At 67.6% G+C, this 25,486-nt stretch carries 26 protein-coding genes; 14 read left to right on the top strand and 12 right to left on the bottom strand.

Going from position 1 to position 25,486, the window contains the following annotated elements:
- Nucleotides 1–70: 70 nt before the first annotated feature.
- On the bottom strand, nt 71–703 hold the full coding sequence (locus tag C9424_RS01145; RefSeq protein WP_116765110.1) for a LuxR C-terminal-related transcriptional regulator: 633 nt from the start codon (nt 701–703) through the stop codon (nt 71–73).
- Nucleotides 704–783: 80 nt separating this feature from the next.
- Complete coding sequence (locus C9424_RS01150) at nt 784–2,178, bottom strand: ATP-binding protein (protein WP_116765111.1); 1,395 nt, start codon at nt 2,176–2,178, stop codon at nt 784–786.
- 124 nt (nt 2,179–2,302) lie between these two features.
- On the opposite strand from C9424_RS01150, the gene C9424_RS01155 reads away from it, so the two are divergent.
- From C9424_RS01155 to C9424_RS01175, 5 genes are all read left to right on the top strand, one after another.
- Nucleotides 2,303–4,045, top strand: coding sequence for a PspC domain-containing protein (locus C9424_RS01155; protein WP_116765112.1), 1,743 nt, complete (start codon nt 2,303–2,305; stop codon nt 4,043–4,045).
- Nucleotide 4,046: 1 nt separating this feature from the next.
- Nucleotides 4,047–4,310 (top strand): hypothetical protein, encoded by a 264-nt coding sequence (locus C9424_RS01160; protein ID WP_116765113.1) that lies wholly within the window; start codon nt 4,047–4,049, stop codon nt 4,308–4,310.
- Between the two features lie 3 nt (nt 4,311–4,313).
- The gene (locus C9424_RS01165) at nt 4,314–4,568 is read left to right on the top strand and encodes a PspC domain-containing protein (RefSeq protein WP_116765114.1); all 255 of its coding nucleotides are present in this window, start codon (nt 4,314–4,316) and stop codon (nt 4,566–4,568) included.
- Nucleotides 4,569–4,725: 157 nt separating this feature from the next.
- Nucleotides 4,726–5,751 carry a 6-phosphofructokinase gene (locus tag C9424_RS01170; protein ID WP_091251945.1) on the top strand — a complete coding sequence of 342 codons (1,026 nt, stop codon included), beginning with the start codon at nt 4,726–4,728 and terminating at the stop codon, nt 5,749–5,751.
- An 80-nt stretch (nt 5,752–5,831) separates the two neighbouring features.
- A complete protein-coding gene (locus C9424_RS01175; RefSeq protein ID WP_116765115.1) occupies nt 5,832–6,542 on the top strand; it encodes a GNAT family N-acetyltransferase in 711 nt (236 codons plus the stop codon).
- 17 nt (nt 6,543–6,559) lie between these two features.
- Here the strand turns inward: C9424_RS01175 and C9424_RS01180 are convergent, their stop codons facing one another.
- From C9424_RS01180 to C9424_RS01210, 7 genes are all read right to left on the bottom strand, one after another.
- Nucleotides 6,560–8,146 carry a DHA2 family efflux MFS transporter permease subunit gene (locus tag C9424_RS01180; RefSeq protein ID WP_116765116.1) on the bottom strand — a complete coding sequence of 529 codons (1,587 nt, stop codon included), beginning with the start codon at nt 8,144–8,146 and terminating at the stop codon, nt 6,560–6,562.
- An 82-nt stretch (nt 8,147–8,228) separates the two neighbouring features.
- Nucleotides 8,229–8,792, bottom strand: a complete 564-nt coding sequence (locus tag C9424_RS01185) for a PadR family transcriptional regulator (RefSeq protein WP_116765117.1) — start codon at nt 8,790–8,792, stop codon at nt 8,229–8,231.
- 167 nt (nt 8,793–8,959) lie between these two features.
- Nucleotides 8,960–9,397 carry an ankyrin repeat domain-containing protein gene (locus tag C9424_RS01190; protein ID WP_237563232.1) on the bottom strand — a complete coding sequence of 146 codons (438 nt, stop codon included), beginning with the start codon at nt 9,395–9,397 and terminating at the stop codon, nt 8,960–8,962.
- Nucleotides 9,394–10,476: a CAF17-like 4Fe-4S cluster assembly/insertion protein YgfZ gene (ygfZ, locus tag C9424_RS01195; RefSeq protein WP_116765119.1), complete on the bottom strand. Its 1,083-nt coding sequence runs from the start codon at nt 10,474–10,476 to the stop codon at nt 9,394–9,396. Before ygfZ ends, C9424_RS01190 begins: the two co-directional genes overlap by 4 nt.
- Nucleotides 10,477–10,581: 105 nt before the next feature.
- A complete protein-coding gene (locus tag C9424_RS01200; RefSeq protein WP_116765120.1) occupies nt 10,582–11,325 on the bottom strand; it encodes a flavodoxin family protein in 744 nt (247 codons plus the stop codon).
- A 53-nt stretch (nt 11,326–11,378) separates the two neighbouring features.
- Nucleotides 11,379–11,996, bottom strand: coding sequence for an FABP family protein (locus C9424_RS01205; RefSeq protein ID WP_116765121.1), 618 nt, complete (start codon nt 11,994–11,996; stop codon nt 11,379–11,381).
- 172 nt (nt 11,997–12,168) lie between these two features.
- Complete coding sequence (locus C9424_RS01210) at nt 12,169–12,903, bottom strand: permease (protein WP_202615728.1); 735 nt, start codon at nt 12,901–12,903, stop codon at nt 12,169–12,171.
- Nucleotides 12,904–13,148: 245 nt separating this feature from the next.
- On the opposite strand from C9424_RS01210, the gene C9424_RS01215 reads away from it, so the two are divergent.
- The 8 genes from C9424_RS01215 (at nt 13,149) to asd (ending at nt 21,404) form a co-directional block, all read left to right on the top strand.
- The gene (locus C9424_RS01215; protein WP_091251927.1) at nt 13,149–13,847 is read left to right on the top strand and encodes a winged helix-turn-helix transcriptional regulator; all 699 of its coding nucleotides are present in this window, start codon (nt 13,149–13,151) and stop codon (nt 13,845–13,847) included.
- Between the two features lie 270 nt (nt 13,848–14,117).
- Nucleotides 14,118–15,089: a mycothiol synthase gene (gene mshD, locus C9424_RS01220; protein WP_116765123.1), complete on the top strand. Its 972-nt coding sequence runs from the start codon at nt 14,118–14,120 to the stop codon at nt 15,087–15,089.
- 141 nt (nt 15,090–15,230) lie between these two features.
- Nucleotides 15,231–17,495, top strand: a complete 2,265-nt coding sequence (locus C9424_RS01225) for an RNA degradosome polyphosphate kinase (RefSeq protein WP_116765124.1) — start codon at nt 15,231–15,233, stop codon at nt 17,493–17,495.
- 11 nt (nt 17,496–17,506) lie between these two features.
- Nucleotides 17,507–18,484 carry an NUDIX hydrolase gene (locus tag C9424_RS01230; RefSeq protein WP_116765125.1) on the top strand — a complete coding sequence of 326 codons (978 nt, stop codon included), beginning with the start codon at nt 17,507–17,509 and terminating at the stop codon, nt 18,482–18,484.
- Nucleotides 18,485–18,562: 78 nt separating this feature from the next.
- Nucleotides 18,563–19,366: a thymidylate synthase gene (locus C9424_RS01235; protein WP_116765126.1), complete on the top strand. Its 804-nt coding sequence runs from the start codon at nt 18,563–18,565 to the stop codon at nt 19,364–19,366.
- The gene (locus C9424_RS01240; RefSeq protein WP_116765127.1) at nt 19,363–19,956 is read left to right on the top strand and encodes a dihydrofolate reductase; all 594 of its coding nucleotides are present in this window, start codon (nt 19,363–19,365) and stop codon (nt 19,954–19,956) included. Before C9424_RS01235 ends, C9424_RS01240 begins: the two co-directional genes overlap by 4 nt.
- Nucleotides 19,956–20,174 carry an NF038396 family protein gene (locus tag C9424_RS01245; protein ID WP_116765128.1) on the top strand — a complete coding sequence of 73 codons (219 nt, stop codon included), beginning with the start codon at nt 19,956–19,958 and terminating at the stop codon, nt 20,172–20,174. Before C9424_RS01240 ends, C9424_RS01245 begins: the two co-directional genes overlap by 1 nt.
- Before the next feature lie 87 nt (nt 20,175–20,261).
- The gene (gene asd / locus C9424_RS01250) at nt 20,262–21,404 is read left to right on the top strand and encodes an aspartate-semialdehyde dehydrogenase (protein ID WP_116765129.1); all 1,143 of its coding nucleotides are present in this window, start codon (nt 20,262–20,264) and stop codon (nt 21,402–21,404) included.
- 6 nt (nt 21,405–21,410) lie between these two features.
- Here asd and C9424_RS01255 read toward each other — a convergent pair whose 3' ends face one another.
- Entirely contained in the window at nt 21,411–22,529 is a 1,119-nt protein-coding gene (locus tag C9424_RS01255; protein WP_116765130.1) for a winged helix DNA-binding domain-containing protein, read from the bottom strand.
- 138 nt (nt 22,530–22,667) lie between these two features.
- Here C9424_RS01255 and C9424_RS01260 point away from each other — a divergent pair, with 138 nt between their 5' ends.
- Complete coding sequence (locus C9424_RS01260; protein ID WP_237563233.1) at nt 22,668–23,174, top strand: hypothetical protein; 507 nt, start codon at nt 22,668–22,670, stop codon at nt 23,172–23,174.
- Here C9424_RS01260 and C9424_RS01265 read toward each other — a convergent pair.
- Together C9424_RS01265 and C9424_RS01270 are read right to left on the bottom strand one after the other, a co-directional pair.
- Nucleotides 23,171–24,352, bottom strand: a complete 1,182-nt coding sequence (locus C9424_RS01265; protein WP_116765131.1) for an amidohydrolase — start codon at nt 24,350–24,352, stop codon at nt 23,171–23,173. The genes C9424_RS01260 and C9424_RS01265 overlap by 4 nt on opposite strands.
- Entirely contained in the window at nt 24,334–25,464 is a 1,131-nt protein-coding gene (locus C9424_RS01270; RefSeq protein ID WP_202615729.1) for a mandelate racemase/muconate lactonizing enzyme family protein, read from the bottom strand. Before C9424_RS01270 ends, C9424_RS01265 begins: the two co-directional genes overlap by 19 nt.
- Between the last annotated feature and the right edge of the window lie 22 nt (nt 25,465–25,486).

Consider the following 25,486-nt stretch of genomic DNA (forward strand, 5'->3'; position numbering starts at 1 on the left):
CCCGATGCGCTATCACTTGTGGTTGCTTTGCCCCCGGCGAGGCAACCACAAGTGATAGCGCATCCTTGGGTTAAAGAAGGCGGCGCTCGGCGGCCCAGCGGGTCAGCTCGTGACGGCTGGAGAGCTGGAGTTTGCGCAGCACGGCCGAGACGTGGGTTTCGACTGTCTTGATCGAGATGAACAGCTCCTTGGCCACCTCCTTGTAGCTGTAGCCGCGGGCGATGAGGCGCATCACCTCGAGCTCCCGCGCCGAAAGCCTGTCCAGTTCGTCGTCGGCAATGTCCGCCGGGGCCGTGCCGAACGCGTCCAGTACGAAGCCTGCCAGCCTTGGCGAGAAGACGGCGTCGCCGCCCGCCACACGGCGGACGGCGCCGCTGATCTCCGGCCCGGAAATCGTCTTGGTGACATAGCCGCGCGCGCCCGCCCGGATCACGGACACCACATCTTCAGCGGCATCCGAAACACTCAGCGCCAGGAACCGCGTGGTGGCCAGCAGCGGCGCCGAGCCGGCCAGAACCTCGCGGCCGCCGCCACCGCGGCCGCCTGGGAGGTGGACGTCCAGCAGCACGACGTCGGGACGCCGGGCTGCGATGACGGCAATTGCCTCTTCCACGGTGCCGGCCTCGCCCGCGACGACGATGTCCGGGTCCAGGTCCGCCTTCAACCCGGAGCGGAAGATGGCGTGGTCGTCCACGATCACCACGCGGATCGGGGATGGGTTCCCGGCTGCGGGGTTCACTGGTGCCGGGTTACCGGTTACGGGGTCTCCCGGGGCTGGGATGGTCACGGTTTGGCCTCTCCATTGCTGTTGTTGGCGGCAGCCGCGGCAGTTCCGGCAGATGCGGCGGCGGTGACGGGCAGTCGCAGCCGCACTTCGGTGCCGTCCGGGCTGCTGATGATGGCGGCGGTGCCGCCGTGGCGGTTCATCCGCCCGATGATCGATTCGCGCACGCCGAGCCGGTCCGGGGGAACCGACTCCGGGTCGAAGCCCGGCCCCCGGTCCTTGACGAAGACTTCCGCGGCGTCGTCGGTGACTTCAAGGTAGACGGAGACGGTGCCGCCGCCGTGACGGGCGGCATTGAGCATGGCTTCACGGGCCGCCTGGACGAGGGCCTCGTGGCGTTGGGTCATGACGCAGTCGCCCACGCTGACCACTTCGACAGCGTGTCCGAGGGTGTCTTCGACCTCCGCGGCGGCGGCCTCGATGCCCTCGGACAGCTGGCCGGATTCCTTGTCGGCATCCCGGTACAGCCAGCCCCGCAGCTCCCGCTCCTGGGCACGGGCGAGCCGGATGACGTCGTGCTCATTGCCGGCACGGCGCTGGATCAGGGCGAGGGTCTGGAGTACGGAGTCATGGAGGTGGGCGGCGATCTCGGCGCGCTCGGTGGCGCGGACACGCCCCGCACGCTCGGTTTCCAGGTCGCGCCAGAACTTCAACCCCCAGGGCAGCAGCACCAGGGCCACGCCGCCGAGCACCGCCACCGAGGCCAGGAGCGCCAGCCAGGTCGCTTCCCACGACCCCGAGCCGGACACCATCACCAGTACGCCGGCCACCACGAGGGCGAGCCCGGCTGCGAGCCGTGCCCAGCCGCCGGCCTGATCCGCCTTGGTCTTGTCTACGAGCCCCGCCCGGCGGGTCTCATCCAGTTGCATCCAGGCGATTGCAGCGCCGCCCAGGATCGCCGCGACCGGAATCAGGGTGCCCAAAGGTACATCAACACCGAGGAGCCGGGCGATCAGGATTCCGGCGGCCAGCAGCAGGCCGGCGCCGAGCAGGATCTCCTTGCCGAAGGGCATGCCGGGCACCTTGGACCGCCAGGACCCCTGCCGCGCGCGGCCGGCGGCTTCTGCACTCCCGGCGCTTTCCGGGGAGCCGGGAACCCCGGGGGTGCCGGGGATCTCGGGGGTGCCGGGCATATCCGGGGCACTTACTGCCGGAGCGATGGGCGACGCCGGACGGCGGGCACTGCGTCTGGCGCTTTCATCCGCTGTGGGAACCATGATCCAGAGCCAGCCGTAGAAGGCCACCCCGGCGCCGCCTGCGAGCGCGGCCACCAGCATCCCGATTCTGACCATGCGGACCGGCCAGCCCAGGTGGTTGGCGAGGCCCGCGCAAACGCCGGCGATCACGCGGTCGCTGCTGCGGACCAGCGGCGGGCGGACGGGCGGGGTTGTCATGCTTCAATCCAAGCACGGATCGGGGGTCCCCGGACGTGTTTGCGGGCCTAGCCGGGGGCAGCTCAGGGACCATTCAGGGTGTTCCCCAGTAGAGCGCGGCGCCGGAAGCGGGAAGGATCGAAGTATGAACCCGCACACTCCGCACCCTGATGAAGGCCGGTCCTCCGCAGACCGGCAGCCTACGGATCAACCAGGCCCGGACCTTCCCGTCCCGGCCGAGCCCGCCACGGGCCTCCCCGCCGCAGCCGAGCCCGCCACGGGCTTTCCCGCCGACGGCCAACCCGTTCCCGGGCAGCCCTCCGCTGAGCCCGCAGGTTCTGAGCCCGCAGGTTCCGAGCCCGCCGGTTCCGAGCCCCTGCCGGAGCCGCCACGGCTCTACCGGGCCGGCGACCCGGACGGGCCCTACGGCCCGCCGCCCTACTCTGGGCCGCCCCCGTACACCGGCGCGACTCCCCCGCAGGGTGGCCCGTCGCAGTCCGGGCCGGGCTTGGACGGGCAGCTGCCGGGGCGCCAGCCGCAGAACTTCTTCGACTGGATCCGCAGCCAGGGTATTTACCGCGGACGCGACCGGTGGATCGGCGGCGTGGCCAGCGGCATAGCCCAACGGCTCGGCGTCGACCCCCTGATTATTCGCGGCGTCCTGATCGTCCTGACCGTGTTCGCCGGAGTTGGCGTGCTCGCCTACGGCCTGGCGTGGGCATTGCTGCCAGAACCCGACGGCCGCATTCACGTCCAGGAGGCCGGCGCAGGCCGGTGGACTGCCGGGATGACCGGCGCCCTTATCACCGCAGTTATCGGCTTCCCCAGCCTGGGCGCCGGCGTCTGGGGCTGGAACCGCTACGGCTTTGGCGCCTTCGCCTGGACCGTCTTCTGGGTGGGCGGCGCGATCTACCTCGTCTACTACCTGACCCAGCGCAACAAGACCCGCAACGGAGCCATTCCCACGCCCTCCCGGTACGAATCCAGCAGCCCGGCCGGCGCCGCAACGTTGGCGGGCACCGCTAGCGCAGGCGCCGGGCAGCGATCAGCCGGGGGCTTCGGGGCGGGTCCCGCACCGGCCTATGGCCAGCACGACGGCGACCCCGGAGTCTCCGCGGCCGGCCCGGCCTGGGGTCCGCCGCCGTCGGGCACCACCCTGCCCGGCTCCGCCGTGCCCGGCCTTGTTCCGCCCAATTCCGTTCCGCCCGGCGGCTACGGCCCGGGGGCAGGAGTGCCGCCGATGCCTCCCGCCCGGCGACGCAACCCGGGCCCGGGCACCCCGGCTGTCGCCATCACCGTCGGCGCCGCCCTCCTGGTGGGAGGCGGCATCAAGGCCCTCGACGCCGCCCACGTGATCAATCTTGGCGATTCCGGCAACGCTCTGGTCTGGGCCATCGGGGCGGCCATCCTGGGACTCGGGATCCTGATTACAGGTTTGCGGGGCCGGACCTCGGGGATCCTGAGCTTCTTCGCCGTCGTGGCCCTGCTGATCGGCGGAATCTTCAGCGTGGTCCCTCACGGCGACCGGTTCCGGTTCCAGAACGCCGACTGGACGCCGTCCAGCATTCAACAGGCCCGCGGCGGCTTCGAAATCACCGGCGGCGCCGGAACCGTGGACCTGACCAAGCTGGCGCTCAATCCCCCGCTGGGCTCAGACGTCGTTGTTCCGATCGACGCGACGGCAAGCAACGTGACCGTCGTCATCCCGGACACAGTCCCCGTGCAGATCCAGGCGGACATGACCATGGGAAACCTGCACGAAGGCAACCAGGACCACGGCGGCATGATGAACCAACAGAGCGACTACAACACCTCCAAGCCGGGCGCCCGGCTGGTCGTCCAGATCTCCGGCACCGTCAGCAATGTGACCATCAAGGAAGGCAACTGACATGAGCAGCTATGACGACTCCCCGGACGGCACCGGACCGGCGCCGGAAGAGACGAACTCCCCGGCCCGGGTGGGCACAGTGGTGTGGGGGCTCACAGTGGTGGCCCTTGCCGCGCTGCTCATCATCTCCCGGCTGGGCATCGTGGCCCTGAACGGCACCTATGTCCTGATCGGCCTGATGATTGGCGCCGGTGCCGCGCTGATATTCGGCGGCCTTCTCTCGGCCCGCAAGCGTGACAATAAACCAACAACAGGGAAGTCTTGAACCATGGACAAATTCTTCAGCACCATCCGGGGCTTCGGCCTGAAACGTGGTCCGCAGCGCTGGCTTGGCGGCGTCTGCGGCGGAATTGCCGCCAAACTCAATGTGGACGTCGCCTTTGTCCGGATCGCCTACCTGCTGGTATCCCTGCTCCCCGGCCCGGCCTTCGTGGTCTACCTCGCGGCGTGGCTGCTCCTTCCGGACCAGCGCAACGCCATCATCCTGGAAACTTTCCTGGCGAAGCGTTCCTCGCGCCGCTAGCGGCGTCGGCATCAGCGCGAACGGGTGCCCCTGCCTTCACGGCAGGGGCACCCGTTTGTAACCGTTTGTGTCCTGCCCCACACGCGCTACTAGACTCTAGGTGAGCTCAGCGTGGCGCTCTGCCTGTACCCCTTCAAACCAGGATTTGAGCCAAGACATGAAAATTGGAATCCTCACCAGCGGCGGAGACTGCCCCGGACTGAACGCCGTCATCCGTGGCGCCGTCCTCAAGGGCATCGCCGTCCACGGCCAGCAGTTCGTGGGATTCCGGGATGGCTGGCGCGGCGTTGTCGAGGGGGACATCGTCGAGATTCCCCGCACCATGGTCCGCGGCATCGCCAAGCAGGGCGGCACCATCCTCGGCACGTCCCGCACCAACCCGTTCGAGAACGGCGGCGGTCCCGAGGTCATCAAGGCCAACATGGACCGGCTCGGGATCGACGCGATCATTGCCATCGGCGGCGAGGGCACCCTGGCCGCGGCGAAGCGGCTCACCGACGCCGGTCTCAAGATCGTGGGCGTGCCCAAGACGGTCGACAACGACCTCGATGCCACGGACTACACCTTCGGCTTCGACACCGCCGTGGAGATCGCCACCGAGGCAATCGACCGGCTGCGCACCACCGGGGAATCCCATCACCGCTGCATGATTGCCGAGGTCATGGGCCGGCATGTGGGCTGGATCGCCCTGCACGCCGGGATGGCCTCGGGCGCCCACGCCATCCTGATCCCGGAGCAGAAGGCCTCCATGGAACAGATCGCCGAATGGGTTGTCTCCGCCCGCGACCGCGGCCGCGCACCGCTGGTGGTCGTCGCCGAGGGATTCGTGCCCGAAGGCCAGGAGTCCCCGCATTCGGAGCGCGGCCTGGACACCTTTGGCCGCCCGCGCCTCGGCGGCATCGCCGAGATGCTGGCCCCGGAACTCGAAGCCCGCACCGGAATCGAAACCCGCGCCACGGTCCTGGGCCACATCCAGCGCGGTGGCGTCCCGACCGCGTTCGACCGCGTCCTGGCCACCCGCCTGGGCATGGCGGCCATCGACTCCGTGGTCGAAAAGCGCTGGGGCACGATGGTTTCGCTGCACGGCACCGACATTGTGCACGTCGGCTTCGACGCCGCGCTCGGCAACCTCAAGTCCGTCCCGCAGAGCCGCTACGACGAGGCCGCCGTCCTCTTCGGATAAACCACTTCGGATAAGCGGCCCGGAGGCGCGCACGGCACGATGCGGCCGGGGCGCCCGCCTGTGGTGGGTAGGGTGGATTCATGACTCTTGAGCCCGGTTCCGCCGAAATCGTCCAGCTGGCATGGGCGCGCCGTTTGGGGTTCGACGACGGCGCCTTCGCGGCCGCCGCGGGTGAGCGCCTCACCCGGGCCGATGAGTCGGCCCGGTCCGTGCAGTTCGTCCGCCTGTTCGGCAACTCGGCTTTGGTGGGCCCGCAATGGGCCCTGGACGCCGCGGCCGGTCTCGCCGACGAGGAGCTGGCCCAGCACGTGACGCTTCTGACCATCACCCGGGGCCACGGCGGCCACGGGCTTGGCGCCGCGGCACTCTTCTTCGCCGACGACCTCCCCTTGCAGCAGCCGTCCGAGGAACTGACGGTCTCGCACGGGAACCCCGAGGCGATCGAGCTGGAGACGTTCTGCCCGCCCGACGACGTCAACGAGGTGGGCTTGGCGGGCCTCGAACACCGCTTCACGGTGATGCATGTCGAAGACGGGCGCCGGACACCCGTGGCCTGCGGCGCATACGGCGAGTGGGAGGGGCTCCTGGCGCACATGGGCGTGCTGGTGGCACCGGAGTGGCGGCGCCGCGGGCTGGGCAAACTGGCGGCTTCGATCGCCGCCCACGAGGCCCTCGCCGCCGGACTGACGTTGCAGTGGCGCTCGGAGGTCAGCAACAAGGGCTCGCTGGCGCTGGCCCGGAGCCTGGGCTTCTCCGCGGGCGGCATCCAGACCAGCGTGCTGCTGGGCTGATCCGGATGCCGGCCGGGTCAGCGGCGCTCTGCGGCCGCCTGGTCCGTGGCCCCGGCAGCCGGTGCCGTGTCTGACTCCGCAGCTGTGCGTGCTGCGTCCGGCACAGCAGGAGCAGTGCCTGCGGCCGCGGGAGCCTCCTCGCCCCAGCCCTGGACCGGCTTGGGTTTGGCGAAGAAGAGGACCACGGCTGCGCCGAGCAGGATTACGGCCGCCGGGAGCAGGATGGACTGGCCCATCGCCGTCGAGAACCCCTCCTGGAGCGGCTCGGGCAAGGCGCCCCCGAAGCCCATGGGACTGGCGTCCGGGCTTGCTCCGGGACGGGCGGGAAGCTCGGCGGCCAGCCGGGCCTGGATGAGGACGGCGATGGCGGCGCTGCCAAGCACGGCGCCGATCTGGCGGGTGGTGTTGTAGACGCCCGAGCCGGCCCCGGCCTGCCGCGGTGGCAGGTTGCGGGTGGCGGTGGAGCTCAACGGGGCCCAGATGCCTGCATTGGCGAAGCCCAGCACGGCGCTCGGGAGCAGGAAGAGCCAGATGGGCGTGTCCGGGTGCATGAGGAGGGCGTTCCAGAACAGCGCCACGGACATCAGGACCAGGCCGCTCGCGGTGATGAATTTCGGGTTGACCTTGTCGATGATCCGGCCTACAACCGGTGCGAGGCCGCCGGAGATCAACGCCATCGGCACCATCATGAGCGCCGACTCGGTGGGGGTCAGGCCGCGGACAATCTGGTAGTAGAAAATCAGGGGCAGGGTGAACGCCGTGACGGTGAAGCCCACCGTGGTGATCGCAATATTGGCGAGCGAGAAGTTGCGGTCCTTGAAGAGGGACAGGGGCAGCAGCGGTTCACCGGTGTTGAATTTCTGCCACAGGACGAAGACGACCAGCACGGCGATGCCGCTGATGATCAGGCCCCAGACGGTGATGGGTCCGGCTATGGTGCCCCAATCGTACTTCTCGCCCTCCTGGATGCCGAAGACGACGAGAAAGAGTCCGAGGGCACTGAGCAGGACGCCGGGAATGTCGAACTTGTGCGGGTGGGTGCTCAGCGTGGGGACGAAGCGCATGGCAAGGATGAAGCCGGCAATCCCGACCGGGACGTTGATGAAGAAGATCCACTCCCAGCCGAGGCCGTCCACCAGGACGCCTCCGAGGATCGGGCCGACCAGGGTGGCGACGCCTGCGGTGGCACCCCAGATGCCCATGGCCGCTCCGCGACGGTCTGGCGGGAAGATCCGGGTGATGACGGCCATGGTCTGCGGCGTCATCATGGCCGCGCCGAGGCCCTGGACCACTCGGGCTGCAATGAGTGTCTGGACATCCCCGGAGAGGCCGCACCACAGCGATGCCAGGGTGAAGACGACCAGTCCGGAGAGGTAGAGCTTTTTCGGTCCGAAGCGGTCGCCAAGCCGGCCCGTGATGAGCAGGGGCACGGCGTAGGCGAGCAGATAGCCGCTGGTGACCCAAATGACCGAGTTGATGTCAGTGTTCAGGCCCGCCATGATGCTCGGGTTGGCCACCGAGACGATGGTGGTGTCGATCAGGATCATGAAGAAGCCGATCACCAGGGACCAGAGTGCCGGCCATGGCCGGGCTACGTTTTCCATGGGGTTCCTTAGGGGCTGGTGTGAATGCTGGATGGGCAAAGATGGGGGTGGCCGGGGTCCGGCGTGATGTACTGCACGGGCCTCACCACGGCAGTTCGCCGGAGCGGAGCTGGTCCTGAAAGCCGTGGATCCAGGCGATTTCGGCCTGCAGCATGCTCTGCTGGTACTGGATGTCGACCCAGTACTTGCGCTCTACGCCCTTGGTCCGGAGCAACTCTTCGCCGGACTCCAGGTACTCAAGCTGCTCCTGCAGTGCCGTGAGCCGCTGGTCCAGGAGTCCGGCGACGACGTCGGCCGGCAGGTTGTAGGCCTCGGAAATGGCCAGCGGGAAGGACGGGTATTCGTTGACCGGGGCGGCGAGCATGTCCCGAATGCGCGTCGTGAACGCTTCACGGCCGGCATTCGAGATGGTGTACGTGGTGCGTTCCGGGCGGTTGCCTTCCCGGTCCGTCCCCGTGGCAGCGACGAGGCCCTGCTCCTCCAGCCGCCCGACCGCGTGATAGAGCGTTCCGGGCCGGACCTTGACCAGCCGGTCCTCGTGCCGGGCGATCAGAAGCTGGTACATCTCGTAGGGATGCATCGGCTCTTCCACGAGCAGGGAGAGCGCGGCGAGACCCAACGGTGTCAATGCGGTTCCCCGGGCCATGATGCGGTGTCCTCTTCGTTCTGCAGTGCTTGTACTCCGCAACGATTATTCCACGTGGAATAATCGGGTGCAATCGTCCCTTGCCCCACTGCCCCGGCACCAGCCCCGCCCCGAACCCCGCGCGGTCCCCGGCAGGCCGGCCAGGAGGCCGGCCCGGCGGGCCTTCGTCAGCCGAGGAGGGCCAGGATGTCAGTCCGGGCAAACATCTGCGCGGCGGCCCGCGCGGAGGGGGTGCCGGCGTCGGGGTCGGCCCCGGCCTCCAGCAGCTCGCGGGCGACGTCGGTGTAGCCCTTGAAGACGGCGCCGGCCAGCGGTGTCTGGCCGCGGTCATTGGGCGTGTTGGCGTCGCCGCCGTGCTCCAGGATCAGCCGGACCGTGGCGGCGTGGCCGTGGTAGGCCGCCAGCATGACCAGCGAGTCACCGGAGGCATTGGTCAGCGTGGCCGGGGCGCCGGCCGCCAGGTAGGCGCCCAGCACTTCGGAGTTGCCTTCGCGGGCCGCATCGAACAGCGTGTGGGCGAGCGCCAGCGTCTCGTCGTCGGGCTTGGACTCGTTGGGTGCCGACCCGTTCTGTGCTGACCCGTTCAACGGAGACCCGGCGCTCATCGGGTGCCCCGCAGGAAGCCGGTCTGACGGCCCACGACCTGGCCGGCGTCGGGCGCCACAATGAGTTCCTGGGCCGCGGCGTAGGGCTCGTCGCCGTCGACGACGGTCAGGACCTCGTCCGCGGCGACGGAGCGTTTGATGACAGCAAGGGCCACCGGGCCCATTTCGTAGTGCTGCGCCACCGACGTCACGGAGCCCACCTTGCGGTCGCCGGCGCGGACTTCGCTGCCGACGGCGGGCAGGGTGTGCTGGGAGCCGTCGAGCTGGAGGAACACGAGCCGCCGCGGCGGGTGGCCCAGGTTGTGGACGCGGGCGACTGTCTCCTGGCCCTTGTAGCAGCCCTTGGACAGGTGCACGGCCGTGCGGAGGAGGTCAAGCTCATGCGGAATGGTTTTATCGTCGGTTTCCGCACCCCAGCGGGGACGCCACGCGGCGATCCGGAGCGCCTCGGCCGCAAGGGTGCCGGCGAGGGGCCGGTCTCCGACCGTGGCGGCAAGGTCAGCCGCGGGGACAAGGTACTCGAACCACGGCCGTTCCAGGCCGGGATGGGCGTCCTCACCCACCACCGCGTAGGAGTAGCCGCCGACGCCCACGTGCGGCCACGGGTCCTCCCAGACCAGGAGCTGCGCCCACTCTTCAATCCGGCGGGTGGACCCGAGTACGGCCCAGTCCGCCGAGACGTCGGCGACCTCGACGCGGAGCATGAACTTCATCTTGGTGAGCCATTCGGCGAGCGATGCCGCCTCGGCTCCTTCGACGATCAGCCACGTGGTGGCGCCGTCGTCCACCACCCGGGCGTCAAATTCGATCCGGCCCTGGACGCTGAGCAGCAGCAGTTCGGTGGACTGGCCCGGGGCCAGGCCGGTGAGCTGCTGCGAGGACAGGGTGTTGAGCCAGCTGAGCCGGTCCGGACCCGTGACGGTCACCACGCCGCGGTGTGAGAGATCGACGACGGCGCTGCCGGAAGCCAGCGCCCGCTGCTCCCGCAGCGGCTCACCGTAGTGGGCGGCGACGCCGGCGTCGGCACCGCTGGCCTCGACAGCGGCCGGGCGCGACAACAGAGGGCTTGTGATAGTCATATTGAAAGGAACGTCCTTTGGTGTGTGCGTATTCCGTCACCGGCAGGCCGGCACTGCCGGCCCAGCTTCCGGCGCCAGGTCCGCCGTGCGGAGTTAAGTGCGGGGTTAGCGGTATTCCGGATTTTCGAAGTCGAACCGGGTGCCGGCCTTCCAGGCGTCGGGGAGGTTGCCGTAAGCGGGGATACCGCCGGCGTCCTTGAGCATCCGGGCCAGGTGCAGCATGTTCCAGGTCATGAAGGTGGTGTTGCGGTTGGTGAAATCGCTCTCCGGGCCCCCGGACCCCTCGTCAAGATAGCTCGGCCCCGGCCCGACGGGACCGATCCAGCCGGCGTCGGCCTGCGGGGGGATGGTGAACCCGATGTGCTGAAGGCTGTACAGGACGTTCATGGCGCAGTGCTTGATGCCGTCCTCATTGCCGGTGATGAGGCAGCCGCCCACTTTCGGATAGTAGGCCCACTGGCCCTTGGCGTTCAGCTGCCCGGAGTGGGCGTAGAGGCGCTCGATGAGCTTCTTGGTCTGCGAGGAGTTGTCCCCGAGCCAGATGGGCCCGGCAACGACGACGATATCCGCCTCCAGGACGGCCGGGTAGAGGTCCGGCCATTCGTCGGTGGCCCAGCCGTGCTCGCGCATATCCGGATAGACGCCGCTGGCGATGTCGTGGTCCACGGTGCGGATCACGCGGGTGGTGACGCCCTGCTTCTCCATGATCCGTCGGCTCACCTCGATCAGGCCCTGGGTGTTGGACACGTCCGGGGATTTCTTGAGGGTGCCGTTGAAGTACACGGCCCTGAGGTCGGCGTAGCTGGTGCTACCGGCGTCGCTGCTGGTGCTGGTGACATTGTCGGTCACGGTGTTTCTCCCTGGTCGATACGGACAACGGAAAAATCAGTGAGACCGTGTATTCAGGTTACTTTCGCGAGGATGGCCGATGCATGGGCTTCCAGGCCGCCGCTGCCGGACGAGGAATCCTTGCCGGTGGCCACGTCCCAGCGCCACAGCAGGTTCCCGTCCACAAGGCCGAAGATCCGGGTGGCTGCCGTGTACTCCTTGGAGTGGCTGCCGCGCATCACCAGATCGGTGCTGAGCTGGATCTGGGGCCCCTTGATCTGGCCGTAGTAGAGCTCCGAGATCCCGCCGGGGTGGGCGATGGACACCGAGATGTCGAAGCCGCCGTCGCTGTTGCGCAGGGCCTCGACCTCGTCGGCGCTCTTGAGCACGGGGACGATATCCGCCGGGATCAGGCCGGGGCCGCCGTCTTCCTCGCGCTGCTTGCGCTCCAGCGCCCAGAAGCCGGTCTCGACCGTCAGGGGACGCAACGTGGTGCCCTCGTCGTCGGTCAGCCAGCTCTCGGCGCGGTACTGCAGGTACGGCAGGCCGTTGTGCGTGAACGAGACATGCTGCAGGAAGTGCTCTGAGTCCTCGTCCCCGGCCCCCAGCCGGCCACGGCCCTCCCACTCACCAATGAGCCAGGACAGCGGAACGATTTCGGGCGTCAGATCTGTAGGAATTTCAATCGGCACAGCAACTACCTCTGGAAACTACGGTGACTGGAAAGTATCGGGTTACTTCTGGCCCTTGAAGAGGCGGTAGACGACAAAGCCGGCAAACCACGCCATGGACAGGCTGGCCACGCCGAGCAGGACAAGGAAGAAGATCTCATATGCAAGTACGGACATGATGCCATCCTAACGCTTAGAAGATGAGTAGTTTGTCTATGAAGTAGGCCAAGGAACCGACCGCCGACACCGGGCCAAGCCCCATGCCCACGGCCGCCAGGATCGTCAAGCCCTCACCGCTGAGGATGACGAGGCGGCGGAAACTCACCAGCACCGCCCCCACGACGACGCCGGCCAGGGCGGCCGGCAGCACTGCGATATCGGAGAACACGAGGCCGGCCAGCGGCCCGGCGAGCCCGGCGCTGATGATGCCCAGCGGTGCCACGATCCGGTCAGGCCAGCGGATCAGCCCTGCCAGCAAGGCGACCGCAGCGCTAATGGCAGCCACGAGGAGCATCTCCCGGACCCCGTTGAAGCGCGAATCCGCAATCCAGCCGGCGCCCAGGCAGGACAGCAGGACACCCGCGCACGAGCCCAGCGTGGATTCGAGTCGCTGGGCCTGGCCGGTACCCCGGAGCAGCTGCATGACGAAGATGGCCATGACCCCCACCGCAATGAACGACGGCGTCCAGTCCAGGAAGCCGGGGGCCGGAAGGTATGTCGCGGCCACCGCCGCCCCGACACCGGGCAGGCCGATCAGGGCTGCGAGGGTTTTCTTGGCGGGGATGCCGAGAAAATAGGGCCAGCCGATGCCGATGCCGGCGGCGGTGACGGCAGCGACGGCGAGGAGGACCTCGGGCGAGGAGTAGGCGCCGGCAACTATGGCCGCGAGACCGGCCAGGCCGATGATCCCGACGCTCCACAGCTTCACTGGTCTACTCGCCCTCGGCAGACCCGCCATGGCTGTACCTTCGCTCACTGCGGACCCCAATTCGACTCGGCTCAATTTCCACGGGCCGCGGGCCCTAACGGTTCAATCCTGCCCTATATGAACGCTATGTGTCGCAAACGGACCGGCCGGAGGTGACGGGACCATGGCCGGAAAGGGGCCTTTAGGTATACTCATGATCAGCAACACAGACGCCCAATGATGCGCGGACACCCCTTGGAGGAACAATGTCGCACATCCTGCTATTGACGAACAGCACCGGAACATCCGTGGACGTCCTGCCTGCTCTGGAACTATTGAATCACCGGGTGCATATCCTTCCTGCCGAGCCCACCGCCCTGCTCGAGACCGACCCCTGTGACATCGTCCTGCTGGACGCCCGCAAAGACCTGGTCGGCGCACGTTCCCTCACCCAGCTGCTCAAAGCAACCGGCCTCAGCGCCCCCCTGATGCTGATCCTCACCGAGGGCGGCATGGCCGCCGTCTCCTCGGCCTGGGCCGTGGATGACATCCTCCTCGAATCCGCCGGCCCGGCCGAGGTCGAAGCCCGGATCCGCCTCGGCGTCGCCCGCGCCGTCCCCGAGCAGGACGACGCCCCGACCGAAATCCGGGCCGCCGGCGTCGTAATTGACGAGGCCAGCTACACCGCGCGGGTCAACGGCGCCGCGCTCAACCTGACCTTCAAGGAATTCGAACTCCTGAAATACCTGGCCCAGCACCCCGGCCGGGTTTTCACCCGCCAGCAGCTGCTGACCGAAGTCTGGGGCTATGACTACTACGGCGGCACCCGCACCGTGGACGTCCACGTCCGTCGGCTCCGGGCCAAACTGGGCGCCGACCACGAGAACCTGATCAGCACCGTCCGCAACGTCGGGTACCGCCTGACCCTGGTCCGGCAGCCCGAGGACGAGCTCACCGAGGCCTGAGCAGGCTTGACCGGGCCGGCACCCCGCAACTACAGGCGCACAATATACGGGCGCTCAAACGCCGCCACAAAGACCGAAGGCCCCGGACGAATGAGTCCAGGGCCTTCGGTCTGTCAGTGGAGGACATACGGGTCGAACGTATCGAGGCCACCCCAGTGGTGGATCCCCCTCGCATCCGGCTCAACGCCGGACGAGATATCGACTATACGTTGCCGTGCGGAGTTCGACAAAATCGGCCGCCGGCGGCCCTGCGCCCGATAGCCTTGCACCATGAGCCCTGCGCACCCGGAAAACTGGCCTGTACTTACTGTCAAAGGAACCGTCGACGGCGGCCTGCTGCGGGACGTCGCGGCCCTTGTCGCCGCCGCGGAAGAGTCCGACGGCAATCCGCCACTCTCCGAACAGACCCTCGTCACGCTGCGCGCCGCCGACCCCGGCGAGCATTCGGTGCTGGCCCTGGCGCTGTACGCCGCGGACGACGAGTCCGACCCCGCGACGGCGCAGGACCTTGCCGGCGTCGCCGTCGTCATCGAAGAACCCGACGGAACCGGTGTCCTCGAGGTCGCGGTCCATCCCAGCTACCGCAACCAGGGCGTCGGCGACCGCCTGGTGGGGGAACTGAAGAACGTCCGCGGCTTCGCGGGCCTCAACGCCTGGTCGCACGGAAACCACGAGGCCGCCGCGGACCTGGCGGCCCGCTACGGCTACGGCGCCGTCCGCGAACTGTGGAAAATGCGGCTCATGACGGCGGCGGCGGAGCTGCCGGAGGCCGGGCTCCCGGACGGCGTCCGGCTCCGGGCCTTCGTGCCCGGCCGGGACGAGGACGCATGGCTGGCCGCCAACAAGGCCGCTTTCGCCCATCACCCGGAGCAGGGCAACATGACGCGCGCCGATCTGGACGCCCGCATGGCCGAGCCGTGGTTTGATCCGGCAGGCTTCCTCTTGGCCGTGGACCCGGCGGACCGGATCCTCGGGTTCCACTGGACCAAGGTGCACCCCGGGCACGGGGACCACCCGGCGATCGGGGAGGTCTATGTGGTGGGTGTGACCCCGGAGGCCCAGGGTTCCGGACTGGGCAAGGCCCTCACTGTTACCGGCATCAAGCACCTGCAGGGCCTCGGGCTCCGCGCCGTCATGCTCTACGTCGACGCTGACAACGCCCCCGCCGTCGCGCTCTACCGCCGGCTCGGCTTCACCCGCTGGGATGTGGACGTCATGTACGCGCCGCTCCCGCAGCAGTAATCCCGCAGCCCTCATCGGCCCCGCGGACCGGCGTTAGTCACGTCGGCGGACTACCGCGCCGGCCGGGCCGAAATCTGGGGCCATCGGGCCGTTATTGCTTGTAAGGTTGAACCTACATCGCGCCAGCATTGAGGAGACACCATGCCACGGGAAACTGCCCGGACATCCACGTCTGAACCCGCTACGCCGGAAAAGGGGGCGCGCCCGGTACGTGCCCGCTTTGGCTCCTCCGAAGTGCCGGCCTCGCGCGCCACCCAGGACCGGATCGACATTCCGGAGTTCGCGCCGAACCTGGAACCGGAAGGCGAAATCAGCCCGGACCGGTTCCTGGACCGGGAGCTGAGCTGGCTTGCGTTCAACGCCCGGGTTCTGGAACTGGCCGAGGACCCCAATCTGTACCTTCTGGAGCGGGTCAGCTTCCTGTCCATCTTCGCCTCCAACCTCGACGAGTTCTTCATGGTCCGGGTGGCCGGGCTGAAGCGGCGGATCGCCACGGGACTCGCCGTCCCCTCCCCCGCCGGGCTGAGCCCCATGCAGGTCCTGGAGCAGATCGGCGACGCGGCCCACCGGCTGCAACAGCGCCACGCCCGGGTCTACGCCGAACAGATCAGGCCCGCTCTGGCCTACGAGCACATCCACCTCATGCACTGGGAGGAACTCGACTCCCAGGCCAAGGACCAGCTCAGCGCCATGTTCGCGGAAAAGGTATTCCCGATCCTGACCCCGCTGGCCGTGGATCCGGCCCACCCCTTCCCCTACATTTCCGGGCTGTCCCTGAACCTGGCCGTGGTGGTCCGCAACCCGGTCAGCGACAAGGAGCTCTTCGCACGTGTCAAGGTGCCCGACCAGCTGCCGCGCCTGATCTCCATCGACGGTCCCCGTGCCGGCTCCGTCCCGGGACGCGTGGCACGGTTCATCGCCCTCGAAGAGGTCATTGCCGTGCACCTGGACCAGCTGTTCGCCGGCATGGAGGTCCTGGAGCACCACACCTTCCGCGTGACCCGCAACGAGGACGTCGAGGTTGAAGAGGACGACGCCGAAAACCTCCTGCAGGCACTGGAGAAGGAACTCCTGCGCCGCCGGTTCGGCCCTCCCGTCCGGCTCGAGGTCACCAACGACATCAACCCGAACATCCGCGCCCTGCTGATCCGGGAGCTCGGCGTCGAGGAATCCGAGGTCTACTCCGTCCCGGCACCGCTGGACCTGCGCGGCCTCTCGGTCATTGCCGGGATCGACCGGGCGGACCTGCATTACCCGAAGCACGTCCCGCACACCTCGCGGCACCTCAACGAATCGGAGACGTCCAAGGCGGCCAACGTCTTTGCGGCCATGCGGCGCCGGGACATCCTCCTGCACCACCCGTATGACTCTTTCTCCACGTCCGTCCAGGCGTTCCTGGAACAGGCGGCCGCGGATCCGAAGGTCCAGGCCATCAAGCAGACCCTCTACCGCACGTCCGGGGACTCGCCGATTGTCGACGCCCTGATCGACGCCGCCGAATCCGGCAAGCAGGTCCTTGCCCTCGTGGAGATCAAGGCCCGCTTCGACGAACAGGCCAACATCTCCTGGGCCCGGAAACTCGAGCAGGCCGGCGTCCACGTGGTGTACGGCATCGTGGGCCTGAAGACCCACTGCAAGCTCTCGCTTGTGGTCCGCCAGGAAGTGGACGGCCTGCGCCGCTACTGCCACATCGGCACGGGCAACTACCACCCGCGCACAGCCCGGTACTACGAGGACCTGGGCCTGCTGACGTCCAACGAGCAGGTGGGCGAAGACCTCTCAAAGCTGTTCAACCAGCTTTCCGGCTACGCGCCGAAGTCCACATTCAAACGGCTGCTCGTGGCGCCGCGCTCAGTCCGGTCCGGTCTGATCGACAGGATCGAAACCGAGATCAGGAACGCCAAGGCCGGCATCGCCGCCCGGGTCCAGATCAAGGTCAATTCGATGGTGGACGAGGCCATCATCGATTCGCTCTACCGCGCGTCCCAGGCCGGGGTGCCGGTGGACGTCATCGTCCGCGGCATCTGCTCCCTGCGTCCCGGCGTTCCGGGCCTGAGCGAGAACATCACGGTCCGCTCCGTGCTCGGCCGTTTCCTGGAGCACTCGCGCGTCTTCGCCTTCGCCAACGCCGGCGACCCGGTGGTGTACATCGGCTCGGCCGACATGATGCACCGCAACCTGGACCGCCGGGTGGAGGCCCTCGTGCAGCTCACGAGCGGCGACGACACGAGCTATGTCCTGGACCTGCTCAAGCGCTACATGGATCCGGAAACCGCCAGCTGGCACTTGGACAAGCAGGGCGACTGGACCCGCCACCACCTCGCGGAAGACGGCCGGAACCTCGAGGACGTCCAGTCCTGGCTGCTTGCTTCCCGCTCGCGCCAACGTTCGACCAGCCTGCGGTAGAGGCCGTGAGTGTGAGCAGCGATGCACTGGTTGCGGACCAGACGGACCAGCCCGGCGAGGCGGTGGCCGTCACGGCGGCCGGCGCCATTCCGTGGCGCCTCAATTCGGTCAACAAGGACCAGCTTGAGGTCCTGCTGATTCACCGCCCGCGGTATGACGACTGGTCCTGGCCAAAGGGAAAGATCGACCCCGGCGAGACCATCCCGGAATGCGCCGTCCGCGAGGTCTGGGAAGAAATCGGGCTCATTGCGCCTCTCGGGATCCCGCTTCCGCCCATCCACTACCACGTGCCCGCCGGGCTGAAGGTGGTGCACTACTGGGCGGTCGACGTCAACGGCGCTGCGCTGGTGCCGGACGGCAAGGAAGTGGACAGCATCATGTGGTGTTCACCCGAAAAGGCGGCCCGGCTGCTGAGCAACCCCAGCGATGTCGAGCCGCTCGAGCATCTGGCTTCGGCCCATGCCCGCGGCGAACTCAAGACCTGGCCCCTGCTGGTGGTCCGCCACGCGAAGGCCAAGCCCCGTTCCTCCTGGAGCAAGGCCGAAGGCGATCGCCCGCTGGCCGCGACCGGCATGCGGCAGGCGCAGGCGGTGGGCCGGCTCCTGCAAGCCTGGAAGCCGGCCCGGATCGTCTCCAGCCCGTGGCTCCGGTGCGTGGCCACCATCGCGCCCTACGCGAAGGCGGCCGACGCCAAGGTGAAGCTCAACGAGGCTCTCACCGAGCACCGGCACGGCCGCAGCCCGCACAAGACGGCCGCCGCCGTCGAGGCGCTGTTCGACAAGCAGCGGGCAGTGGCCCTGTGCACGCACCGCCCGGCGCTGCCGACCGTCCTGAAACAACTCGAAAAACACATGAACTCCCGCCTCCGGGACGAACTGCCGTCCTCGGACCCGTACCTGGCCCCGGGCGAGATGATCGTCTGCCACGTGGCCCACGGCAGCAAGAACAAGGTGGTTGCCGTGGAGCGGTTCAGGCCCTTCGACGACTGACGTCCCGCAACACGTGGCGCCCTGCTGCCCGGTACCTTCACACTGCGAAGCCTTGGACCGGACCTCTAGACTGGAACCGTGAGCATTCCTACGCCCTATGAAGACCTGCTGCGTGACGTCCTCGAGCACGGCACGCACAAATCGGACCGTACCGGAACCGGCACCCTCAGCGTGTTTGGTCGCCAACTCCGCTTTGACCTGAGCAAAAGCTTCCCGCTCATCACCACCAAACGGGTGCACTTCAAGTCCGTGGCCGTGGAGCTGCTGTGGTTCCTGCGCGGCGACACCAACGTCAAATGGATGCAGGACCAGGGCGTGACCATCTGGGACGAATGGGCCGACGCCGACGGCGAGCTCGGCCCCGTTTACGGGGTCCAGTGGCGCTCCTGGCCCACGCCCGACGGCGGCCACATCGACCAGATTGCCGAACTCGTCGAGAACCTCAAGTCCAACCCGGACTCGCGCCGGCACATCGTCTCGGCGTGGAACGTCGCCGAGCTCAAGGACATGGCTCTGCCGCCCTGCCATGCGTTCTTCCAGTTCTACGTGGCCGACGGCAAACTCTCCTGCCAGCTGTACCAGCGCTCGGCGGACACCTTCCTGGGCGTACCTTTCAACATCGCGTCCTACGCGCTGCTGACCTGCATGCTGGCCCAGCAGACCGGCCTGGAACCGGGCGAATTCGTCTGGACCGGCGGAGACGTGCACATCTACGACAACCACATGGACCAGGTCCTCAAGCAGCTCGCCCGCGAGCCCTACGACTACCCGCAGCTGAAGATCACCCGCAAGCCTGACTCCATCTTCGACTACACCCTCGAGGACTTCGAGGTGATCGGATACCAGCACCACCCGACGATTAAGGCCCCGATAGCCGTATGAGCACAGAAAAGACCCCGGGCGTGCAGCCCGGCGATTTCACCGAGCAACTCCGAGCCTCCACCACCGGCCTGGGGCTGGTCTGGGCCCAGACCAGCACCGGCGTCATCGGCAAAAGCGGCACCATGCCGTGGCACCTGCCCGAGGACCTCAAGCACTTCAGCAGCCTCACCGCCGGCCACCCGGTCATCATGGGCCGCAAGACCTGGGAGTCGTTCCCGGAGAAGTTCCGCCCGCTGCCCGGCCGGACGAACATCGTCATCACCCGCCAGGAAGCCTGGGGCGGAACGCCCGCGGCGGCCGGTGCCGTCGCCGTCAGGTCCCTCGACGATGCTCTCCTGGAATCGCAGTTCGCCCCCGGCAACGAGATGGTCTGGATCATCGGCGGCGGAAGCATCTACGCGCAGGCGCTGGACCTTGCCGACGTCGCGGTTGTGACCACGATCGACACCACAGCGGAAGGGGACACCTTCGCGCCCGAACTCGGCTACGAATGGGCCGCCTCGGCCAGCCTTCCCGCCAACGGCTGGCTGACGTCCGCCAGCGGCACCCGCTACAGGGTCACGCTATGGCGCCGGACGGAGGCCAAGTAGTGCTGAGGAAGCCCGAGACACTCTTTGTCCTGGGGTACATGCTCCTGCCCCTGCTGGCGCTGCTCTCGGCGATCGTGGGACTGACCATGATCCTGGGCGGCAACAAGATCCCCGGTGCCATCGTGCTGGTGGTGGTGACCCAGGTCTTCGCGTTCGGGGCGGTCTTTGCGCTGCGCCGACGCAAAGCGGCACTGCTGGAAGAGCCGCACGGCGACTAGCGCCGGCCGCCTCCCGGCCCGGCGTCGTCCGCGCCCGCGTGACGTAACCGACTGCGTCCTGCGGCCGGTGAAGTCTAAACTGGGCCCATGACTACAGCAGCTACCCCGTCCGTCGGCCTGGTCGGTTGGCGTGGCATGGTCGGTTCCGTCCTGATGCAGCGCATGCAGGACGAGGGCGACTTCGCCAATATCAACCCGGTCTTCTTCTCCACCTCGAACGCGGGCGGTGCCGCCCCGGCCATTGCCGGTGCTGCCGCGGGCGCGGCCGGCAAGCTTGAGGACGCGTTCGACGTCGAGACGCTGGCGAAGCTGCCCATTATTGTCACCACCCAGGGCGGCGACTACACCAAGCAGGTCCACGGCGAGCTGCGCAGCCGCGGCTGGGACGGCCTCTGGATCGACGCCGCGTCCACCCTGCGCATGAATGATGACTCCATCATCGTGCTGGACCCCATCAACCGGGATGTCATCGACGCCGGCCTGTCCGGCGGTGTGAAGGACTACATCGGCGGCAACTGCACCGTGTCCTGCATGCTCATGGGCCTCGGCGGGCTGTTCAAGAACGGCCTCGTCGAGTGGGGCACCTCCATGACGTACCAGGCCGCCTCCGGCGGCGGGGCACGCCACATGCGTGAACTGCTGAACCAGTTCGGCACCCTCAACGCGGAGGTCAGCAGCGAACTGAGCGATCCGGCGTCGGCCATCCTGGAAATCGACCGGAAGGTCCTGGCGCACCAGCGCACCGACATCGACGCCACGCAGTTCGGCGTCCCGCTGGCTGGCTCCCTCATCCCCTGGATCGACGCGGATCTCGGCAACGGCCAGTCCAAGGAGGAGTGGAAGGCCGGGGTGGAGACCAACAAAATCCTCGGCACCTCGGCCGAAGACCACGTCATCATGGACGGTCTGTGCATCCGGATCGGCGCCATGCGCTCGCACTCCCAGGCCCTGACCCTGAAGCTGCGCGAAGACCTCTCGGTCGCCGAGATCGAGAAGCTCCTGGACGCGGACAACGAGTGGGCCCACGTGGTGCCGAACACCAAGGAAGCCTCGATGGCCGACCTCACCCCCGTGGCGGCGTCCGGCACCCTGAACATTCCGGTGGGACGCATCCGCAAGATGGAGATGGGCCCGCAGTACATCAGCGCGTTCACGGTCGGTGACCAGCTGCTGTGGGGCGCCGCCGAGCCGCTGCGCCGCATGCTCCGCATAGCCACCGGAACCCTCTAGGGCTCGTCAGGAATCCGTTCCGGCACCAAGATATCTGCGGTACTTCGCGGCCTGCAGCTCAAAGGATTTTTGGGCGGCAGGCCGCAGCCCGTTAACGGCGTCGAAGGGTTCGGGCACGACGCCACCGCCCCGGCGGCCCGCCGGTCCCGCCCAGGTGCCGATCACCCCGCCGCCCGCCACAATGGTCTTCTTGAACACGCCGTTGCCGCCCGGGACGATTCTGTCCGCATGCTGGGCCGGCAGCACGAGGGACCGGTCCGCGTAGCCGAGCAGGAATTCGTCGAACCCCGGCAGGGCCAGCACGGTGCGCTGCCCGGGGACGCCGTCGTCGAGCAGCGATGCCGTTTCGGGCGAGAGCCAGTAGCTGGTCCCGTCGAGCCGCAGCTCCACGAGCTGGTCCTTCACCTGTGCCAAGGCGGCCCGGGTTTCCGTCAGCGGAAGACCGGACCACCAGGCAAAATCACGTTCCGTGGCGGGGCCGTGGCTGCGGAAGTAACGCAGCAGCCATTCGGCGATACCTTCTGACCGGTCCAGGGTCCGCGACCCGGTGATCCAGTCGTCGAAAGCCACGATGAGCTGCTGGTTGCCGGCCAGCGGACCCTGCACCAGCAATCCCCGCTGGCACAGGGCGCCGAGCAGGTGAATGCCGCGCTGGCCGGCCGTGGACTGTCCCGCGCGTTCCAGGGCCTGGAACAGCTCCGTCCGGCTGGCGGCTGCTCCTCCGGAGACCAGCTGCAGCGCGGTGTCCGCGGCGGCGTCGAGGTCCGCGGCGCTGATCTCCAGCTCCCGGTGGCGCCCGGCCAGGCCGCGGATCAGCCGGCCGGAGGTAATGGCCAGCATCCACTTCAGGTCCTCGGGAGCCAGCACGTGCAAAGTGCCGCGCATCGGCCAGGAGCGGACTATCTCCCCCCGGTCCAGGGCGGCGCGGACATCGTCAACGCGCGACCCCGGCACCCGCTGGCCGACAGCCCAGAGAACGGACGGCAGGTCCTGCGCCTGCATGGCCGTCATTCGGCGGACGGCGTCCGGGACGTTCTGAAACCCTGGCCCCAGCAGACCCTGCGCGGCCAGCCGCAGCCTGCCGATGATGCCGGGGCTAAGCCGGGTGCCTGTCGCTGCTGTCACGTGTCAATGGTAGGCCGGGCAATGCCTGGACGGCTTCGTTCGCTGCCGGGTTTGCCCAGCATTCTGCCGGGTTGCTTGCCCGGCTTGTTGCCCGGTTGCTCCCAGCCGCCGTACAGCGGACCTCATTACCCTTGATGCATGACCATGAGTGACGTGTGGCCGCAACTGCGGCCCCTGTGCCGGAAGCTGGCCCTGCTGGGCTGGGCCTCCAGCGCCGCCGGCATGGCTGCCGGACTCGCCGTCGCAATTGCCAGCGGGACGCGGCTTTCGCCCATGATGAGCACCCTGCAACTGGTGGCCGGGTTGTGCATGGCTGTTTCCGTGGCCAGCTTCGTCACGGCCGCTGCCCTGCAGCCGCGAGCCCGGGTCCGGGAAGGCGCGAAGCCCGGAAGCGTGGCCCCGCGCGGCCGGGACCTTCAGCTCGACTACGCCGGGGAGTTTCCGGCCACCGTCCAGGCCTTCCTGCTCGGCTCGCTGGCCCTCCTCGCCGGCGCCGTGGCATTTGCGTGCGCCGGACTCGTGCTGCAAAGCGGTCCCAGCGTCCAGTCCGTGGCCTTCTGCCAGGTCTTCCTGCTCGGGGCCGCTGCCTCCGGCTTCACCTTCATGCTCTTCAGCAAGGTGACCCCCCGCCATATGGACCGCTAGCCCGGCTTTTCCTGAAGGGCCATTCCTACTGGGGCGACGCCGATCAGCAGCGGTTCCGGGTGAAGGCAGGCTTCAAGGAGCACGCCAACCGCCCGTTCCATGGATTCGGCTTCGAATGTCATGGCCGGGTCGTGAAGTCCTGGCTGGACGTTCGCTCCGACGGCGAGCATGGCTGCCTGAATTTCGGGGTTTCGCAGTGTGTAGAAATGGAAGTCGTCCGATCCCGATGTAACAATACGTGGCCGCAAGTGGTCGTCGCCCAGTTCCGTGGCCACTGCCGCTGCGAGGGCGGCTTCGGCGCGGGGTCCGATCATGGCCGCGGGTACGGCATCCCGGAAGTCGAGGTCGATCACTGTCCCTGTTGACGCAGCCACCCGTGCACAGACCGATTCGAGTCCTGCGCGGAGGGCGGACATGACTTCATTGGTTTGGGCGCGCAGGTCCACTCCGAAGCGTCCGCTGCCCGGTATGACGTTGAGGTTGTCCCCACCGGCGTGGAGCATGGTCATCTTGGCCGAACTGGGAACTTGCGGGTCAACCCGTATGCGACCCAACCCCTCGGAGATTTCGAGCGCAACCTCAACGGCGTTCGCCCCGAGGTGTGGACGCGCCCCGTGATGGTCAGACCCCGTGATGGTTCCCGCCGCAAAGAGGCATGATCCGTGCGAAATGGATGGCGCGAAATATGGAGCCGGGAGTTCTTCTTCCGGACGTAAGTGCACGCCGAAGAGATAACTAAGCCCATCGCTGACACCCAAAGCAGCCACGTGTTCGGCACCGTTGCCCAATTCCTCGGCCGGCTGGAAGATCGCCCGCACGGAGCCTTCCAGCAGGTCCCCGAGTTCTCCCAGTTCCAGCATCACGGTGGCGACTATTGCCATGTTGGCGTCGTGACCGCAGGAGTGGACCGCCGTCGGTCCCCCTGCCGTGTTTTGTACAAGGGCGTCCATTTCTGCCCGCAGTCCAATCACTGGAGGACCCGTCCCCACGTCGGCCGTGAAACCCGGGAGGGAGTCGAACCTGCGAACCTCAAGGCCCGCCTGCTCCAGAAGTCCCGCGAGATACTCTGCAGTGGCGAATTCCTGCATGCTGGGTTCAGGATGGCTATGCAGGTGAGTCCAAATCTCCGCCAGCCGGCGGCGCCTTATGGCGCCGCCACTCACGCGCTGACTTCGCATTCACTCACCGTGAGTTCGGCAAGAATGTCCGTGTCCATATCGACTCCGAGCCCTGGCCGCTCAGTGATCTGGACGTTGGGGAGAATGTACTGGAGGTCGCCAGGTTCCGTGGCGAACTTGATGGGACCGGAGAGTTCGGTGGACACGATGTTCGGGTGGCTGAGGGCCAGGTGGAAACCGGCAGCGGAGGCAACGCTTGTTTCCAGCATGGAACCGATCTGTACTTTGAGTCCGCCGAGTTCAGCCTGAGTGGCCAGACGATGACACGGCGTGATGCCGCCGCTCTTCATCAATTTAAGGTTGACCATGTCCACCGAGCGGTCGCGGACGAACCGCGCGAGGTCGCTGGCGTCAACCACGGACTCGTCGGCCATGAGGCGGGCGCTCGTGTCCTGGCGGAGGAGCCGGAATCCATCGATATCGTCCGCGGGGATTGGCTGCTCTACCCAGTCAATCCCGAATGGTTCAAGGGCTCGGATCATGGTGCGTGCGGTGGCGGTATCGCCCCAGCCCTGGTTGGCGTCCACCCGAATGGCCATGTCGCTGCCGATCGCTGCCCGGACCGCCCGCACGCGCTCGATGTCCTGCCCGTCACCGCTGCCGAGCTTCATTTTGAGGTGGCGGTAGCCTTCCCCGCGCGCTTGGACTGCCTGCGCCACCAGGACTTCCGGTTCCAGGATGCTCAATACCTTGGCGATGGTTGGCTGTTCAGGCCGCCGGCCGCCGAGCAGTGCGTAGATGGGTCGCCCGGCCGCCTTTCCCGCCAGGTCCCAGCAGGCAATGTCGACGGCTGCTTTCGCCGCTCCACAGCCCTTGAGCGCCTGGTTGAGCCGCTGATGGATGGCAGTGATGTCGCGGGGATCCAAACCCATCACGGCGGGAAGCAACTCGGTTTTGAGGGCTTCGACGGTCCCGGTGGGGGTTTCTCCGGTGATGTGGCCGTCCGGAACGCTCTCGCCGTACCCGGTTAAACCGTCGTCGGTCTCGAGGGTAAGGATAACGCTCGGCATTGAGGCGTAAGTGGCATAGGAAACTACAAAGGGTTCCAGCAACGGAACATCGATGAGGGTGACGGTGGCGCGGGAGATCTTCATGTAGGGCTCACTGTTCATAGGGCGGGAAGAAACGAGGAAC

Source organism: Arthrobacter sp. H-02-3, from assembly GCF_003097355.1.
Classification (GTDB): domain Bacteria; phylum Actinomycetota; class Actinomycetes; order Actinomycetales; family Micrococcaceae; genus Arthrobacter; species Arthrobacter humicola.